The sequence below is a fragment of the Stenotrophomonas maltophilia genome (genome assembly GCF_001274595.1).
Classification (GTDB): domain Bacteria; phylum Pseudomonadota; class Gammaproteobacteria; order Xanthomonadales; family Xanthomonadaceae; genus Stenotrophomonas; species Stenotrophomonas forensis.
This window is the reverse complement of the sequence record NZ_CP011010.1, coordinates 985,996-1,002,163: the sequence shown is the minus strand read 5'-3', so window position 1 is coordinate 1,002,163 and position 16,168 is coordinate 985,996. Positions and strand designations below refer to the sequence as shown.

The 16,168-nt window shown below is 65.8% G+C and carries 14 protein-coding genes; all 14 read left to right on the top strand.

The annotated features are described in order from the left end of the window. Positions 1-111: 111 nt before the first annotated feature. The 14 genes from VN11_RS04545 (at position 112) to VN11_RS04490 (ending at position 16,149) form a co-directional block, all read left to right on the top strand. Positions 112-648, top strand: a complete 537-nt coding sequence (locus tag VN11_RS04545; RefSeq protein WP_049444485.1) for an adenylate kinase — start codon at positions 112-114, stop codon at positions 646-648. A 64-nt stretch (positions 649-712) separates the two neighbouring features. Next, positions 713-892: a hypothetical protein gene (locus VN11_RS04540; protein ID WP_004154580.1), complete on the top strand. Its 180-nt coding sequence runs from the start codon at positions 713-715 to the stop codon at positions 890-892. 20 nt (positions 893-912) lie between these two features. Beyond that, complete coding sequence (locus VN11_RS22485) at positions 913-1,065, top strand: hypothetical protein (protein WP_005412406.1); 153 nt, start codon at positions 913-915, stop codon at positions 1,063-1,065. Beyond that, positions 1,058-2,614, top strand: a complete 1,557-nt coding sequence (locus VN11_RS04535) for a portal protein (RefSeq protein WP_049444483.1) — start codon at positions 1,058-1,060, stop codon at positions 2,612-2,614. Before VN11_RS22485 ends, VN11_RS04535 begins: the two co-directional genes overlap by 8 nt. Before the next feature lie 16 nt (positions 2,615-2,630). Beyond that, a complete protein-coding gene (locus VN11_RS22480) occupies positions 2,631-2,774 on the top strand; it encodes a hypothetical protein (RefSeq protein WP_160314196.1) in 144 nt (47 codons plus the stop codon). Further along, positions 2,774-3,559: a capsid assembly protein gene (locus VN11_RS04530; RefSeq protein WP_049444481.1), complete on the top strand. Its 786-nt coding sequence runs from the start codon at positions 2,774-2,776 to the stop codon at positions 3,557-3,559. Before VN11_RS22480 ends, VN11_RS04530 begins: the two co-directional genes overlap by 1 nt. Positions 3,560-3,585: 26 nt before the next feature. Continuing rightward, positions 3,586-4,539: a hypothetical protein gene (locus VN11_RS04525; protein WP_049444480.1), complete on the top strand. Its 954-nt coding sequence runs from the start codon at positions 3,586-3,588 to the stop codon at positions 4,537-4,539. A 150-nt stretch (positions 4,540-4,689) separates the two neighbouring features. Next, positions 4,690-5,280 (top strand): hypothetical protein, encoded by a 591-nt coding sequence (locus VN11_RS04520; RefSeq protein ID WP_005412402.1) that lies wholly within the window; start codon positions 4,690-4,692, stop codon positions 5,278-5,280. Next, positions 5,280-7,412, top strand: a complete 2,133-nt coding sequence (locus VN11_RS04515; RefSeq protein ID WP_049444478.1) for a hypothetical protein — start codon at positions 5,280-5,282, stop codon at positions 7,410-7,412. Before VN11_RS04520 ends, VN11_RS04515 begins: the two co-directional genes overlap by 1 nt. After that, the gene (locus VN11_RS04510) at positions 7,409-7,882 is read left to right on the top strand and encodes a hypothetical protein (protein WP_005412400.1); all 474 of its coding nucleotides are present in this window, start codon (positions 7,409-7,411) and stop codon (positions 7,880-7,882) included. The genes VN11_RS04515 and VN11_RS04510 overlap by 4 nt, the downstream gene beginning before the upstream one ends. Positions 7,883-7,914: 32 nt before the next feature. Then, positions 7,915-8,313: a virion core protein, T7 gp14 family gene (locus VN11_RS04505; RefSeq protein ID WP_049397861.1), complete on the top strand. Its 399-nt coding sequence runs from the start codon at positions 7,915-7,917 to the stop codon at positions 8,311-8,313. A 3-nt stretch (positions 8,314-8,316) separates the two neighbouring features. Beyond that, positions 8,317-10,491, top strand: coding sequence for a hypothetical protein (locus VN11_RS04500; protein WP_049444477.1), 2,175 nt, complete (start codon positions 8,317-8,319; stop codon positions 10,489-10,491). Positions 10,492-10,497: 6 nt separating this feature from the next. Continuing rightward, complete coding sequence (locus tag VN11_RS04495) at positions 10,498-13,662, top strand: hypothetical protein (RefSeq protein ID WP_053448913.1); 3,165 nt, start codon at positions 10,498-10,500, stop codon at positions 13,660-13,662. Positions 13,663-13,701: 39 nt separating this feature from the next. Beyond that, the gene (locus VN11_RS04490; protein WP_049444473.1) at positions 13,702-16,149 is read left to right on the top strand and encodes a phage tail fiber protein; all 2,448 of its coding nucleotides are present in this window, start codon (positions 13,702-13,704) and stop codon (positions 16,147-16,149) included. Positions 16,150-16,168 lie beyond the last annotated feature (19 nt).

Genomic DNA, 16,168 nt, shown 5'->3' with positions numbered 1-16,168 from the left:
GCTGGCCCTCGCCATCAACCTGGCGCTGCACGGCCGTCCCGGCTGGTAGCGCCTCTCCCCCAAGTCCCCCCCGGCCCGCCTCGTGCGGGCCTTTCCTTTTCTGGAGTCCCCATGAAGATCATCGGAATCACCGGCCGCGCCCGTAGCGGCAAAGACACCCTGGCCGAGTTCCTGGTCAGCGACCACGGCTTCGTGAAGCTGTCCTTCGCGGCCCCGATCCGCGCCTTCGTGGCGGACATCACCGGCCTGCCGGTGTCCGCGATGGAGGACGGCCCGCTCAAGGAGGAGCCGCTCGACTGGCTCAACGGGCAGACCCCGCGCCGCCTGATGCAGACCGTAGGCACCGAGTGGGGCCGCGAAATGATCGACCGCGACCTGTGGGTCAAGGTTGTCGCGCAGAAGATCCGTCAGGCCCGCCGCGACGGCGCTGCTGGCGTCGTGGTGTCGGACGTTCGCTTCGACAACGAGGCGCAGTTCATCCGTGAGTGGGGCGGCCAGGTGGTCCAGGTGCTCCGCGACAGCGCGGCTACGGTCTCGGCGCATGCCTCGGAGGCAGGCGTCCACGGCGACCTGATCGACACCGTGATCGACAACAACGGCCCGATCCACCGCCTGCGGATGGTCGCGGAATCGCTGGCCCGACTCTAGGGGTTTAGTAGTCATCATCGGGGGAAACGTCAGTTTCCCCACCTATTCATAACCCAGGAGTTCTATGCAAATCCCTCTGCACTCCTACGACCTGATCGACCTCCTGGACGAACTGCACCCCGAAGTGATCTACGACCCCGCCCAGCCGAAGGAGGAGTTCCTGCTCCGGCAGGGCGAGCGCCGCCTGATCCTCCGGCTCAAGGCGCTGCGGAAGGTCGAGCAGATGGAGCACCGCGCCCGCTAATCATGTGCAGCAAGCCCAACATGCCGGACCAGCAGGAGAAAGACCCGATCCTACTGACCCGCCAGGACACCCAGCCGACCGGCCACGCGGCCGATCAGCGGCGTAAGTCCAAGGTCCGCCTGGACCTGAACAACGCAACGCAGTACCAAGGACTGACCATTCCGAATGGCTGACGCCAAGCAGACCTCGGCCGAGAAGCAGACGGCCGCGAAGCGCTACGGCGATCTCAAGTCCAACCGCAAAGAGGCCGAGACGCGCGCCAAGCGCTGCGCCAAGGTCACCCTGCCCCGCCTGTGGGTGGACGAGGGCGCGAAATCGCGTACCCCCGGTTCCGCTTACATCGACACCGGCCCGAAGTGCGTCAACGCCCTGGCCTCGAAGATCGTGCTGGCCTGGCTCCCGCCGAACGCCTCGGTGTTCAAGCTCGCGCCTGACCAGGCCGTCGCCGAGAACATCGCCGAGCAGGCTGGCGTGGAGACCTCCGAACTGGAGGCCGCGCTGGTGGACGTGGAGCGGGTCATCGTCAACGACCTGGAGACCAGCGGCGTCCGCCCGGTCCTCAGCGAGGCGGCCAAGCACGCCATTGTCCTCGGCAACTTCCTGCTCTACGACCCCGACGAGGGTAAGCCCAAGCTGTACCCGCTGACCTCCTATGTGACGGACCGCGACGGCCTGGGCAACGTGCTGGAGATCATCACGCTCGACAAGATCGCCCCGGCCATGCTGCCGGACTCGATCCGCGCGGCGGTGATGCAGAAGCTCGCCCAGGAACGCGACGAAAAGACCAAGAACGACGACGTGAACCTCTACACCTGGGTGCGTCGCTCGGAAGATGGCAAGGAGTGGGAAGTGGTCCAGGAGGTCGAGGGCGTCGAAGTGCCCGAGACCGTGGGCACCTACCCGATAGACGCCTGCCCGTGGATTCCCCTGTGCGCCCCGCCGTCCCTCGTGGACGACTACGGCGAGGGCCTGGTCTACGACTACGTGGGCGCGTTCGAGTCGCTGGAGGCGCTGCGTAAGGCGATCCGCAAGGGTGCCGCCGCGCTGGCGAAGATCATCATGTTCCTCAAGCCGACCTCGACGATCCGCGAGCGCCAGCTCACCGAGGCCGAATCCGGCGCGGTGCTGCGTGGCGACGCCAGCGACGTGACCACGCTCCAGCTCCAGAAAGCCTACGACCTGAACTTCGTGCGTCAGGAGGCCGAGGCGCTAGCGAACTCGCTGGAGCTGATCTTCGGCGTGAAGTCCGCCGTGCAGCGCCCCGGCGAGCGTGTCACCGCCTACGAAATCCGGGTGCTCACCCAGGAACTCGACGACGCCCTCAGCGGCTTCATGGCGATGTCGGGCGAGCAGCTCTTGCTCCCACTGATCCGCCGCCGCCTGCACAAGCTCCAGAAGCAGGGTCGCCTGCCCGAGCTGCCGCAGGAACTCATCAAGCCGCGCATCACCGTTGGCATCGCTGCCCTCGGCCGCGGCCACGACCTGAACAAGCTGATCGAGTTCGGTCAGGCAGTGGATGCGCTTGTCGGCGCAGAGGAGAAGGCACGCCGCCTCAACAGTGGCGAGGCGATCTCCCGGCTGGCCGCCGCTTCCGACATTTCCACCAAGGGCCTGATCCGCTCCGACGACGAGCTTGCTGCCGAGCAGCAGGACGCCTCGGCGCAGGAGGCGATGGTCCGTGCCGCTCCGAATATCGCCTCAGCGATGACCCAAACCCCGTAACCCCGAGAAGGACGCAATGTCGAACGAAACCACCGAGAAGCCCGCCAAGCCGACCAAGGAAGCCCCGAAGGCTCCGAGCGTCGAGCGTAAGGGCAAGGCCGAGATCACCCGCAAGGCGAACGGCCTGGTCATCGTCAACTACAAGCCCGAGGACAAGTAATGTCGCAGCCGGGCAAGTCCGAAGTGACCGTCAACCTTGACGGCATCAACGGCCAGCCGACCCCAGGTCAGCAGCCGCCGCAGAACTCCCAAGACACCCAGCAGCCCGCACCGGGCGCGCAGGGCGGCACCGATGGCGAGCGCCTGTACGGCGGCAAGTACAAGACCGTGGAGGAGCTGGAAGCCGCCTACGCACAACTGAGCACGCCAGCCGACGACAAGGGTGGCAAGGGCGGCCCCGCGACCATCGACGACGCCACCGCGGATGACGCGCGTGACGCCCTGGCGCGGGCTGGCCTGAACCTGGACGACTTCGCCACCGAGTTCAACTCGAACGGCGCGCTGTCCGAGGAGAGCTACAAGAAGCTCCAGGACGCGGGCTATCCGAAGGAGCTGGTGGACGTGTACGTCGATGGCCTGCGCGCTCGCGTGCAGACCTACGAGAACGCCGTCTACTCGCCCGCAGGTGGCAAGGCCGGTTACGACGGCCTGGTCCAGTGGGCTAAGACCAACCTGAGCGCCGAGCAGAAGCGGGCGTTCAACGAAGCGGTGCAGTCCGGCGACGCCGGCCGCGCAGCGCTGGCAGTCCAGGGCCTCGTCGCCCTCCGTGGCGGCAACGGCCGCCTTCTGAATGGCAAGACCGCATCGAACGCCGATGCAGGCCCCAAGCCGTTCCAGTCGCAGGCGCAGGTCGTCGAAGCGATGCGCGATGTGCGCTACCACCGTGATCCGGCTTACCGCGCGGAAGTCTCCGCCCGCCTGGCCGTGTCGCCGCTGTTCAAGTAATCCACTCAACCTCAAGCAAGGACTAAATGTCGGACGCAATCCCCTCCCGCCTGGGTCAAGCCCAGGCCAACGGCGACGCCTGGGCGCTGTTCAAGCAGAACTACACTGCTGAAACCATCACCAGCTTCGTCGAGAACTACAAGCTGGACGGCCGCGTGTCGGTGCGCAACATCGAGAGCGGCAAGTCCGCCTCGTTCCCGAACGTCGGCACCATCGGCTCCGAGTACCATGTGCCGGGCACCGAGATCAAGGGCCTGGTGGTCGAGCACAACGAGACCATCATCACCCTCGATCCGATGCTGATCTCGCACGCCTTCATCGCCAACATCGACGAGGCGATGAACCACTACGATGTGCGTTCCGAGTACACCCGTCAGCAGGGTGCGGAGCTGGCGCTCAAGCGCATGCAGAACGAGCTGCGCTGCGCGATCCTGGCCGCGCGTACCACCGAAGGCAAGGTCGAAGGCCAGCCAGGTGGTGCCATCATCAAGGCCGCCACGATGGCCTCCGATGCGACCGTGCTGGCCGATGCGTTCCGCAACGCCCGCATGCTGTTCGACGAGAAGCTGCTGCCGGACAACCCGCAGGAGTTCACTGGCGCACTGGCCCCGGCTCAGTGGTATCTGCTGACCGAGAACAAGGACTTGATCGACCGCGACATCAACGCGGAATCGAACGGCTCCTACGGCCAGGCGATCATTTCCTCGGTCGCTCGCATCCCGCTGGTGAAGATCAACGCGATGCCGCGTGTCGATGAGTCGGCCCTGGCCTCGATCCCGGCCAAGTACCGCGGCAACTTCGCGGACACCGTAGGCGTGATCTTCCACCGCTCGGCTGTCGGCACCCTCAAGCTGCTGGACCTGTCCCTGGAGGACGTGTACCAGGGCGAGAAGCAGGGCACCCTGATGCTGGCGAAGTACGCGCTGGGTCACGGCATCCTGGCTCCGCGCGGTGCCATCGAGCTGTCGAAGGCCGCGTAAGTTCCACCGGGACGGGACTCATAGAGTACCCGGTCGTGTAGCTGGCACCGCAGACCTAGATCGTCAAGTCGGCTCCCGTCCCAACTCCAATCTCTCTCCATCTACGGGGGACATCCATACGGGTGTCCCCCGTTTTTTTGCCCCGAATCCATGAACCTCGAACTCACTCCGACCACGGAACTCGAAGCCGTCAACGTGCTGCTCGGTGCTATCGGCGAAGCGCCGATCAGCGACCTCGAAGCGCTCGGCAACCTGTACGCCTCGCAGGCGCGCGACACCCTCCGCGCGGTGAGCCGCGAGGTCCAAACCGCTGGCTGGTGGTTCAACACCAGCGAGTCGTTCACCTTCACGCTCAACGCGGAAGGCAAGGTGCTGCCGCCGCAGTCGATCCTCAAGCTCGTCCCCGCACGCGGAAGCGAGCCACTGGTGATCCGAGGCACGCGCCTCATCAACCCGCTCACCCTCGCCGACACCTTCTCGTCGGCACCCACCGCCGACTTCGTGACCTGGTTCCTCGCCTACGAGGAGCTGCCCGAGTCGGCCCGTCGCTACATCGCCGTGCGCGCTGCGCGTCTGTTCCAGACGAGCGTGCTGGGCAGCGACCAGCTCTACGTGTTCACCGAGAAGCACGAGGAGGAGGCATACCTCATCTTCGCCCAGGAGCACGCCGACTTCACCTACGCCCGCGGCCACAACTTCCTCAGTGGATCGACGGACGTGTCTGATATTTGGGACCGCTGATGCCGCTAATCACGGGGGACTACCCCTCGTTCCTGGGAGGCGAGTCGCAGCAGGACGATACCGTCCGCTCGCCGAACCAGCTCACTAAGGCGATCAACGCCTGGCTGCATGCCGCAATGGGCGCTGGCAAGCGCCCGCCCGCCGAGTTCGTTGCTGGCCTTGGCGTCACCCTCGATCACGACTGCGCCTTCCACTCCATCGTCCGCGATGAGAACGAGCGCTACATCGTCGCCGTGGGTCACCGCAGCATCCGCGTGTTCGACCACGAGACCGGCAAGGAATACACCGTCAACGCCACGGGCGACGCGCTCGATTATTTGGACACCCAGGGACAGCGTGCGTGGTCGTGCTTTGCGCTGGCGACGTTCTCCGACACCACCTTCATCGTCAACCGGCTGGTAGACGTGAAGCAGAGCGATGAGCTGTCGCCCGGTTCGCTGTACGGATCGGCGCAAACGATGTCGGACCTGCCGAAGCCCGGTGACAAAGGCTCGGCCGTTGTGCCGACCGGCGCGATCTACAACATCATCGGCTCGTCCGAGTCGCAGTTCGACGACTACTACGTCCAGAAGCAGTCCTCCTCGGTCTACTTGGAGGTCGCCCGGCCAGGCATCAAGCACCGCTTCGATGCCAAGACGATGCCCCACATCCTCAAGCGCATCCCCGATCCGGTGCATGCGGACGGCTTTTGGTTCTCCTTCGGTGGACCGGAGTGGACCGCGCGGCTCGCGGGTGACGAGCAAAGCAACCCGTTCCCGTCCATCGACGGCCAGCGCATCCGCGAGGTGTTCAAGCACCGGGACCGCCTAGGCTTCCTGGCCGGGGAGAACGTGCTGATGTCCGAGGTCTCCGATCCGTTCAACCTCTGGCGCACTTCGGTGACCCAGGTGCTCGACGCCGACCCCATCGACGTGAGCGTCAGCGGGTCTAACGGCGTCACCACGCTCTACCACGCAGTCCCGTTCCAGTCGGCCCTGTTCCTTGCCGCTGCGGGCGGCCAGTTCCTCCTGACCGCCGAGCCGTACCTGGCCGCCAAGAACGTCAAGAGCGATCCGGTCAACAGCTACAGCAGCTCGCCGTACATCCGGCCGAAGCTGATGGGCGAGTCGCTGTACTTCACCGAGGACAGCGGCGCATACGCCAGCGTGCGCGAATACTTCATCGACGACCTGTCGGTGACCGGCGACGCCGCCGACGTGACGGCGCATGTGCCCAAGCTGATGCCGGGCCGCATGCGAGCGATGGCGAGCGCAAGTGGTGCCGACTGCGTGTTCTTCGCTCCTGACGAGCCGACCGACGCGCAGCTCTACGTCTACTTCGTCCGCTGGATCGGCGACGAGAAGCAGCAGTCCGCATGGACGCGCTGGTCAATCTCCGGCGTCGGTCGCATCGTCCACATGCACGCCATCAACGACGTGCTGTACGCCGTCGCGGAAGCCCCAGGCGGCGGCTGCGAGCTGCTCAAGTTCCGCATGGTGCTCAACCAGCACGACACGGATGCCACGGGCGACTACAACTTCCTGCTCGACCGCATGCTGGTGGTGCAGCCCACCTATCAGCAGTTCGGCAACGAGACCTGGATCGACCTGCCCTACATCGTGCCCGATGGCATGACGGTCACCGTCCTCAAGACGGACGACTGGCAAGACCCCGGCGCGTACCTGGACATCACCAAGGCGCGCTGGGACAACGCCCGCACCCGCCTTGCGCTCCCCGGTAACCACACCGAGGGCCGCGTGGTCGTCGGCATGGACTACGAGCACCGCCTCACCCTGACCAAGCCCATCGTTCGCGGTGGGCAGAACCAGGCCGTGCTGGTGGGCCGCACGCAGGTGCGTGACATCGAGGTCGCCTACAAGGATGGCGCGTACTTCGAGCTGGAGGTCGAGCAGCACGGCAATGGCCGCGTCGAGACCTACGTGGCGTCGCACTCCGGTGCGTACACCGCGCGCGTCCTCAACGACTCGGTGTTCCGCACCAGCGCCCCGACGTTCCACTCCGGCTCTCGCCGGTTCCCCGTGCTGGGCGACGCCAACAGCGTCCGCATGCACCTCGTCAACCGCCTGCCGTTCCAGTGCTGGTTCCAGTCAGCACAGTGGCGCGGCATGTTCGTCTCCCGCAGCCGAGTATGACCCTGACCTATCGAAGCCCCACCGCCAGCGACATCCTCCACGTCGCCGAGAACATGCGGCAGGAGGACATCCTGGAGGTGGCGGCTTCGCATGGTCACACCCCGCTCCAGGCGCTCGCATTTGCAGTGACCGCGAGCGACCGCAGTTTCGCCGCGATGCACGACGGTTCCCCCGTGTGCATCTTCGGCTTCAGCCAGCACGCCGAGGGTATCGCCTCGGTTTGGCTGCTGGGCACCGACGCCCTGGTGGCTCCCACGTTCTGCCGCACGTTCCTCCGAGAAGCTCGGCGGATCAGCGACGAGTGGTCGGCCACCTTCGGCACCATCTTCAACTTCGTCGATGTCCACGCCGTCACCACGCGGCGATGGCTCGGCTGGCTTGGCTTCCGCGAGAGCGGCGTCGAGTCCGCCTACGGCTTCGCCAAGACACCCTTCGTCCGAGTAACCAAGACCCCATGTGCAACCCCGTAGCAGTCCAGGTCGGTATCGCCGCAGTCAGCGCGATGGCGACCATGTACGGCCAGAATCAGAACAACAAGGCCATCGAGGAAGCCGCGGAGCGTCAGCAGGAGCAGATCAACGACCAGGCCGCCGAGCGCACCCAACAGCGCATGGAGGAGGCCCGCGCACTGCGATCCGCGATGCGCGCCTCCGCAGCAGAAGCGGCAGTGTCCGGCAACTCGGTCGAGCTGCTGGCGAACGACATCATGGCCCAGGCTGGCCGTGACGTGGCCCTCATCGAGAAGAACCGCAGGAACGGAGTCGTCGAAAGCGGCTCCGAAGCACGCGCTCGTATCCGCACCGGCAATGCCGAGGCGCTGGGCGGCGTGATGCAGTCAGGCGCGAATGCCTACAGCAACATCCAAACCTACAAGCGCTATTCCATTCCCGGAGACGAGTAACCCGTGGCTCGCACGAAACCCCAAGAGATCATCCGCCGCGCGCAGGTGCCGCAGCGTCTCGCCGAGCGCCCCGTTCTGGCGGTGCAGGCTGACCAAGCGTCCTCCGCTGGTGCCGGTGTCCTCTCTCGCACCGCCGCTGCGGTGCTGACGCGCGTCTCGGATTCCGTCAACTCGCAGATGATCTCAAACAGCCGCGAGCAGTACAGCGCCGCGGCGACCCAACGTATGCAGGAGGACGCCGAGGGTACGCCCCGGCAGGCCGAGGACTTCGTTGCCCAGCAGTCGGAGTCATGGCGTCGCGGCTACCTCAAGGCAGACGGCATCATCCGCGTCCGCGACTGGCAGATCGAAGCGGCCAAAGAGATCGCCAAGGCCGAACCCGGCACCGACATCGAGCCGCTCATCAAGGAGCGGATGGCTGCGCTGACGCAGAACCCCGAGTTCCAAGACCCGCAGGTCCGCAAGGCCCTGATGCCGGTCGCCATGCGCGCCGCGCAGCAGGTCCGCCAGCAGTGGCAGGCCGACTCGATGCGGGAAATGCTGGTCCGGCAGAAGGAGTCGCTGACCGCGATCATCCGCGACGGCATCAAGGGCGGCACGTTCCTCACTTCCGAGGGCATGAACGGCCTGTACGCGATGCTGGACCAGGAGGAGTACGCCTATCTCAACAAGCGCGACGTGGACGAACTCTACGTCGAGGCCGCCAAGGAGGAGCTGGCCGCAGGCAACCGCGATCCTCAGTCGATCCTGGCGTTCCTGGAGCAGGACCGCGGCGACGGCCAGCCCGGCTTGATGAACACCGAGCACGGCGACGAGCTGCGCGCGGCGGCTGCCGCTGGTGCCCGCGTGATCGCACACCGCGAGGACGAGGCACGCAAGCAGGCGATGGCCGAGGCAGAGTGGACGCTCCAGGGCCTCGCGGATCGCGGCCAGCTCACCCACAAGACCATCGACACCTGGGCCAGTAAATTCGGCCTGAGCGGTGGCGACCTCCAGTCCTTCAAGCGATACTGGAACAACCAGCAGGAGCAGACGCTTCGCCGCTGGGAGCAGGAAGCGAAGGAGCGCGCCCGCGAGGAGCGCATCCGCAAGCTGGTCGCCGGAGGCAATCCCTACGAGATCAGCGACGCCGATCTCAAGAAGCAGGCCGGTAAGGAGTGGGAGGAAACCCCGCAGGCCGCACGCGGCCAGGTGCTCCAGAAGTGGGCACGGCAGGGCATCGTCATCCCTCAGCTCGAACGCATCCTCAAGCGCGCCGACCCGGCGTTCCAGGAGAACTTCCAGAACGCCGCGACGCTGTACGAACAGCTCCGCAAGGTCTCGCCCAAGTACGCTGATACGGTCGCTGGCGGCGAGGCTGCGGCGATGCTGGACCAGTACCTCTACGACACCCGGCGCAGCGGTCAGTCGCACCAGGAGGCCGCTCGCGTCCTGACGCAACCGAAGCGCGAAGTCGAGGAGGCCCGCTCGGTCATCAACGACACCTGGAAGTCCGGTATCAAGGACTACCTGGAGATCGACGGCAAGCCGCGCGACCCGCGTGAGCTGCACCGCATCCGCCAGGAAGCCGAGCGCATCGCCTCTCGCGGGGGCGTGTCCGGCGAAGCTGCCATCCGTGCGGCGGTCGGTCAGATCGACGCCCAGCGCACGACCGTCAATGGCCGTCGCGTGCCGAACATCGGCATGCCGCAGGGTGCCGAGCCAGCGGTAGACGAGCTGATCCAAACGGTCGCGCGCAAGCTCGGCCGCGACCCGGATGAGCTGTCGGCCCTGCCCAATCCCCGCAATCCGGGGCAGTGGCAGATCGTCGGCCCCGACAACTGGCTGATCCCTGACCCGGACACCGGCCGCGCTATCGGTTTCGACCCGCGCGCCATCGCGGCACAGCACCAGCGCTGGAAGGGAGACCTTGCGGAATCCCAGGCGCGGCGTCGGGTCGAGCAGCGCACCACCTGGGCGGATCAGTCCCGGAACATCCGCGACCTGCGCTCGCAGTCGGCGACCACGGAAGTCCCCGCGGCCATCGCCAAGCGCGACGCCAACGCCGCCGAGGCTCCCGCCTTCGAGCTGCCGAAGTTCGACCTCACCAAGCCGCTGGTCCCCAACGCGGGCACCAAGCAAACCACCACCACCCCAGCAGTCCCCGAGGACTTCCTGGAGTACCTGACGAGGAAGTAAGACCGCATGTTTGAATCCCTACCCGGCGCAGACGAGAACATCGTCAAGCCGGCAACCCAGCAGCCCATCGTGCAAGCCGTGCGCGAGCGCAAGGAGCAGCGAGAGGCCGCGCAGCGCCGGAAGGATCAGACGACCGTATGGGACGGATGGGGCGCTGCCCAGGCAAAGGGCGGCATCGGCTTCATCGACCGCTTCATCACCGAGCTGGGCTACGAGCCGCAGCAGGGCTATCGCATTCCCGCAGACGCGCGCAAGCGCTGGGAGTCGATGGGCCTGCGCCCCGAGCAGTGGGAGCTGTTCGGTCGGGCCACGTCCGACGAGCACCTCTCCTATCTGGAATCCGTGGCCTTCATGAATCAGATGGCGGACGACGACCTGGCGCAGTTTGGCCTGGGCGGACAGATCGCCCTCGGCTTCACCGACCCGGTGGCAACCGGCCTCGATCTCGCCACGGGCGGCCTGGGGTACGCAGCCAAGGCCGGACGCCTCGCCAACGCGGTGCGATCCGGTCTACAGGCTGCGGGCACCTCCGCGCTGATGTCGGCCGCAACCTCCACCTACGACCCCGAGCAGACGCTCGCGGATGGCGTGCAGAGCGCCGCCCTGTCGTTCGCGTTCGGTGGTGCCCTTGGCGCTCGCCGGGGTGCCCTGTTCGACGGCGAGGTGAAGCCTGACGTGGTGAAGCGGCTGGCCGGTGACGACTCACTGTCCGCCGCCCGCGTGGCAGGCACCGCCGCCATCGATCCGACGCCAGGCGTCCTCCCGCTGCGCAACGAAAGCGCATTCGAGCAGGAGTTCACCGACAAGGCGCTGGTCAACGCGCACATCACGCCCCACTTCGCCACCGTCCGCCGCGACCTTGCTGCCCGCATGGGTAGCGCAAAGTCGCCGCTGGTGCGCGAGGCGGGCCGCCTGCTGTTCCGTGATGGCGTCGGCTACACCGATCGCTCCGTCGCGGTCCAGGAGTCCACCACCGAGTTCGCCAAGCGCCACCTGGCCGTCATGGAGACGGAATGGCGGAGCGGAGTGAACGCCGCGTGGGACGCCTACAAGCAGCGGACGGGCACGCATTGGTGGAACTTCTCCGAGCGCGCCAAGTTCAACGAGGAGGTCGGCCGTGCCGTGCGCGGCGCGCCGGACGTGCCACCGGAAGCCGCCAAGGCTGCTGGAAGCGTCGCCAAGGCGATGCGGGATGCGCTCAAGCTGGCGCAGGACAGCAACCTCGACGGCTTCGCCAACGTGGCGCAGAACGGCAACTACCTGCCGCGCTACTGGAGCGGCAAGGGCTTCAAGCGCCTGTTCGGCGAAATGCAGCTCCACCAGGACGACGTGATCGACCAGCTCATCAAGCCCGCCATGCGACGCGCATGGGAGGCCGTCGCCGACGAAGGCGACGAGATCGACGACGAGCTGCTCGGTGCGGTTGCACGCTCCTACCTCAAGCGCGCTCAGGCGAACTTCGAGGGCGACGGGATGGACCTGCTGGTCCGCCCGCTGGACAGCGATTCGGTCGAGGAGATCGGCAATATGCTGACCGAGGCGGGCGTCTCGCCCGTGCGGTCGCAAGAGCTGCTGTCCAAGCTGGACCGCAAGACCTACGAGTCGGGCAAGCTCGACCGCGCGAAGAAGCGCATCGACCTCGACGAGACCTACTCCACCACCATCCGCAACGAAGCTGGCGAGGACGTGCAGGTCTCGATGGCCGACCTGTTCGACAACGACGTGGACTCGGTGATGACCCGCTACATGCGCGAGATCACCGGCTGGTCGGCGCTGTCGTCTAAGGCTGGCATCAAGAACCGAGCACAGCTGGACCGCTTCGTGTCAAAGCTCAAGAGCGACGCCCGCAAGTCCGGCGACGACGTGAAGGACATCGAGCGCCTGATCGACATCGGCCTCAAGTCCACCTTCGGCCGCAGCACCGAACTCGATCCCGCCAGCCGTGGCGCACGCTACGCGCGGTTCCTGCGCAACTGGAACTTCGCCCGCGTGATGAACCAGGTCGGCTTCTCGCTGTTCGCCGAGCTTGGCCCGACCATCGCGCATGCCGGTCTCCGCAACTTCTGGAACTCCGTGGGTGCCGCACGCGACTTCCTGGTGCGTGGTGCTGACGGCAAGCTGTCCTCGCAGGAGGCGCGCGTGATGGAGCGGCTGTTCGCACCCGGCACCGACTGGCTGCGCAACCCGCCGTTCCTGCGTCTGGACGAGGACGCGCTCGTGCCGCAGACGTTCAACGTCAAGCACGGCGAGAAGATCGACAACGCGATGAACATGGCGACGCACGTCACCTCGGTCGCATCCGGCATGGCCCCGATCAACACGATGCTCCAACGCATCGCCGGTCGCGCCACGCTGCTGCGGCTGCTGGACATGGCGAACGCCAAGAAGCTGTCGGACGCCGAAGTGGCCCGCCTGCGCACCTGGGGCCTCGACGAGAAGGCCCAGGCCGACGTGTTCGGCTACCTCAAAGGCAAACGGCAGATCGAGCAGATCGACCCGGACAAGCTGCCGTTCCAGACGCGCGAGCGGATGGCGGCCTTCCTGTTCCGCGTGACGCGACACCAGGTTCTCGAAGGTGACGCCTCGGACAGCATCGAGCTGATGCACTCCACCACCGGCCGCATCGTCACGCAGTTCCGCAGCTTCATGGTCAACAGCTACACCCGCCACTTCCTGAACTCCGTCCACCACTACGACGACTGGCGCACCTACGCAATGGTCGTGCTGTCCACCTCGGCAGCAGGCATGGGCTGGGCGGCTCGCACGTACATCAACACTGCGGGCAACCCCGAACAGCGAAAGAAGCAGCTGACACAGGAGAACTTCTACAAGAACGCTGTCGCGCAATCGAGCTGGTCGAACGTGATCCCCGCCGTCACCGACGCAGTGTGGGCGGACGCCTTGGGCAACGACCCGGTGTTCGCCAACAACCGCTCGACCGGCCTGGAGAACGGCGTGATGGGCATCCCGTCCATCGACCTGTTCAACAAGGTCTACGGCAGCACGCGGATGATCGGCTCGGCCATCCGCGACGACGAGGAGATCACCGAGAAGCAGATGCGAGACTTCTGGAAGATTTGGTGGTTCAACAACATGACGGGCGTCCGCAACATCGCGGATCAAGCCCTACAGCAGTTCCCAGACCGCAAGGACGGGACTGATCGACCGTAACCAGGAGGCCCTTCGGGGCCTCCACCTTTTTGAGAACGCATGATCGAACTATCGCGCGGCCTTTCCTTCGTGCTCTACACCTACGAGGGAGGCCCTACGCGGTTCACCGTGCCGTTCCCGTACATCGCCCGCGAACACATCCGGGCGTTCGTCGGTGAACCGGACGCGGCCCGCGCTGTCTCCGTGTCGTGGGTGGACGCCAGCACCATCGAGATTCCGTCGCAGGATGGCGTGCTCGACGCACCCTACACTGTGACCATCCGGCGATTCACGCCGATTGACGCCCTCCTGGTCAACTACAAGGAAGGCGCAAACCTCCCGGCGCGCGACTTGTCCAAGTCGTTCCGCCAACTGCTGTACGCACACCAAGAACTCGCCGAGTTCGGTGGCGGTAGCGGCCTCCCCGGTGGCACCCCCGGCAACGGCGGTGGCTCCTCGGACCTCAACGCAATCATCGAGCAGCTCCTCCGCTCTCCCGCACTCCAGGACCTCCTGACGCGCATCGAGCTGATCGACATGAACGCCGAGGCGATCCTGGAGGAGATCATGCGCTCGCACGAGTTCTTCGACGTGCAGCGCGACTACGGCGACAAGATCAGCACGGCAACCCACGAGATCGGGCTGCTGACCGAGGGCAACCGCGTCATCGCCCAGCAGGTCATCGACCTGTTCGCGCGTGTCGATACCAGCGAGCGGAGCAACCAGGCTCAGTTCCTGGAGGTCAACCGGGCCATCGCAGACGAGACCTCGGCGCGTGTCGAGGCGCTGACCGAGCTGCAAGCTCAGATCGTCCAGAACGGCGAGGTCGTGTCCGCAGCGCTCAACCAGCGGATCGACGAGGTGGAATCCACCACCGAGGAAGCCCGCGCGGCCACCGAGCAACGCCTCGGCGCACAGATCGACGACAGCGTGGTGCAAATGCGCGACGCCGTGATGGTCGAGGTGGACGCCACGAAGGCGCGCGTCTCCGACGTGGAGACCGCAGTGGTCCAGCACGGCGAGAACATCGCTGGCCTGGCGCAGACCACGGAAGCCCTGACGACCGCCGAGGGTGCCAACACGGCATTCCGGCAGCAGATGGCGGCCAGCTACGGGGCGAACGTCCCGCAGGGCATCGCCAACGAGATCGACGGCCAGGTGGCCGCCGTGTCGGCTGCTTTCGAGCAGCGCATCGACACTGAGGCGTCCGCGCGCGAGGCCCTGGCAACCCAGGTGTCCACGCTCCAGACGACCACCGCACCGACGATCTTCTCCGAGACGCAGCCCACGGCTCCCGCTGGCGGCTTCAAGGTCCCGACGTTCTGGATCAAGACCGGTCAGACCGGCGCGTACCTGACCCACGTTTGGGACGGCACGAGCTGGCGCAAGGCCGACATCGACACCACGTCACCGACCGGTGCGCTGGTGCAGCAGCTCCAGTCCACCAAGATCACCGCAGAGCAGGCACAGTCCATCGCAAGCACCCAGGTGCAGGCGTTCAAGGACGGCGCATTCGCCACGCTCCAGCAGAACTTCTCCGTCGTCGCAGGCGAACACGCTGGCATGTACGGGCAGTGGCAGGCGAACTACTCGGTCAAGATCAACGCAGGCACTGTCAACGGCGTCCCTGTCGTAGCAGGTATTGCCCTGTCAGCGAATCCTGCGACGGGCAGCGACTTCATCGTCACGGCCGACCGCTTCGCCTTCGTCCACCCGCAGTACACTCAGGGCGGCAACCTGGCGAGCGTGAAGTACCCGTTCGTGATTGGCAGCGTGGGCGGCCAGTCCACCGTAGGCATCCAAGGCGCCCTCGTCGTGGATGGAACCATCACTGCGGACAAGCTCAGAGTGAACAGCCTGTCGGCACTCACCGCGAACGCTGGCACGATTAACGGCGGCACCTTCAAGACCCACTCGCTCGACGGAAACGGCAACGTCATTAACGCGGCTGAGTTCCGGGTCGAAATCTCCAACCTGGGCGACTGGCCCCTCTGGATCGGCTCCGGCGTGAAGACCGCCAACAATGCTGTCTTCTATGTGGATCGAGGCGGTGGTGCATTCTTCCGGGGCAAGGTCAACGCGCCCAATGTCGTCGGTCAGTTCCAGGCCGCCGCAGCAATCACTTGGTCTGGTGCAGTCAACCTTGGTGGCCCGCGCGAGGAAGTCGAGGTGATGCGCTTCTGGCTTCCTGCGCCGCTGCTTGCCGGGGAGCAGCACATCCCGGCAATCAACCTCAGTATCGTCCACGACCAAGCCTACTGCCCTGTGTACGTACTACAGCAGCGTGTCGGCTCCGTCTGGCTCGACGTCACCCGCGCGGGCATGGACGGCATCTACTCGTCCGGATCGACCGCGATCCCTATGGGCCGCTACGGGCAGATCAGCGGCGCCGGTTATCAGACCGGCTCCGAGTCCGAGTTTCGCCTTCTGATTGTTCAAGACCTCGACAGCCTGCGTAAGAACGGAATCGTCCGCTCGGTTCGCGGCTACGTATTCGGCATTCGCTAACCAACATAGAAAATCCTCA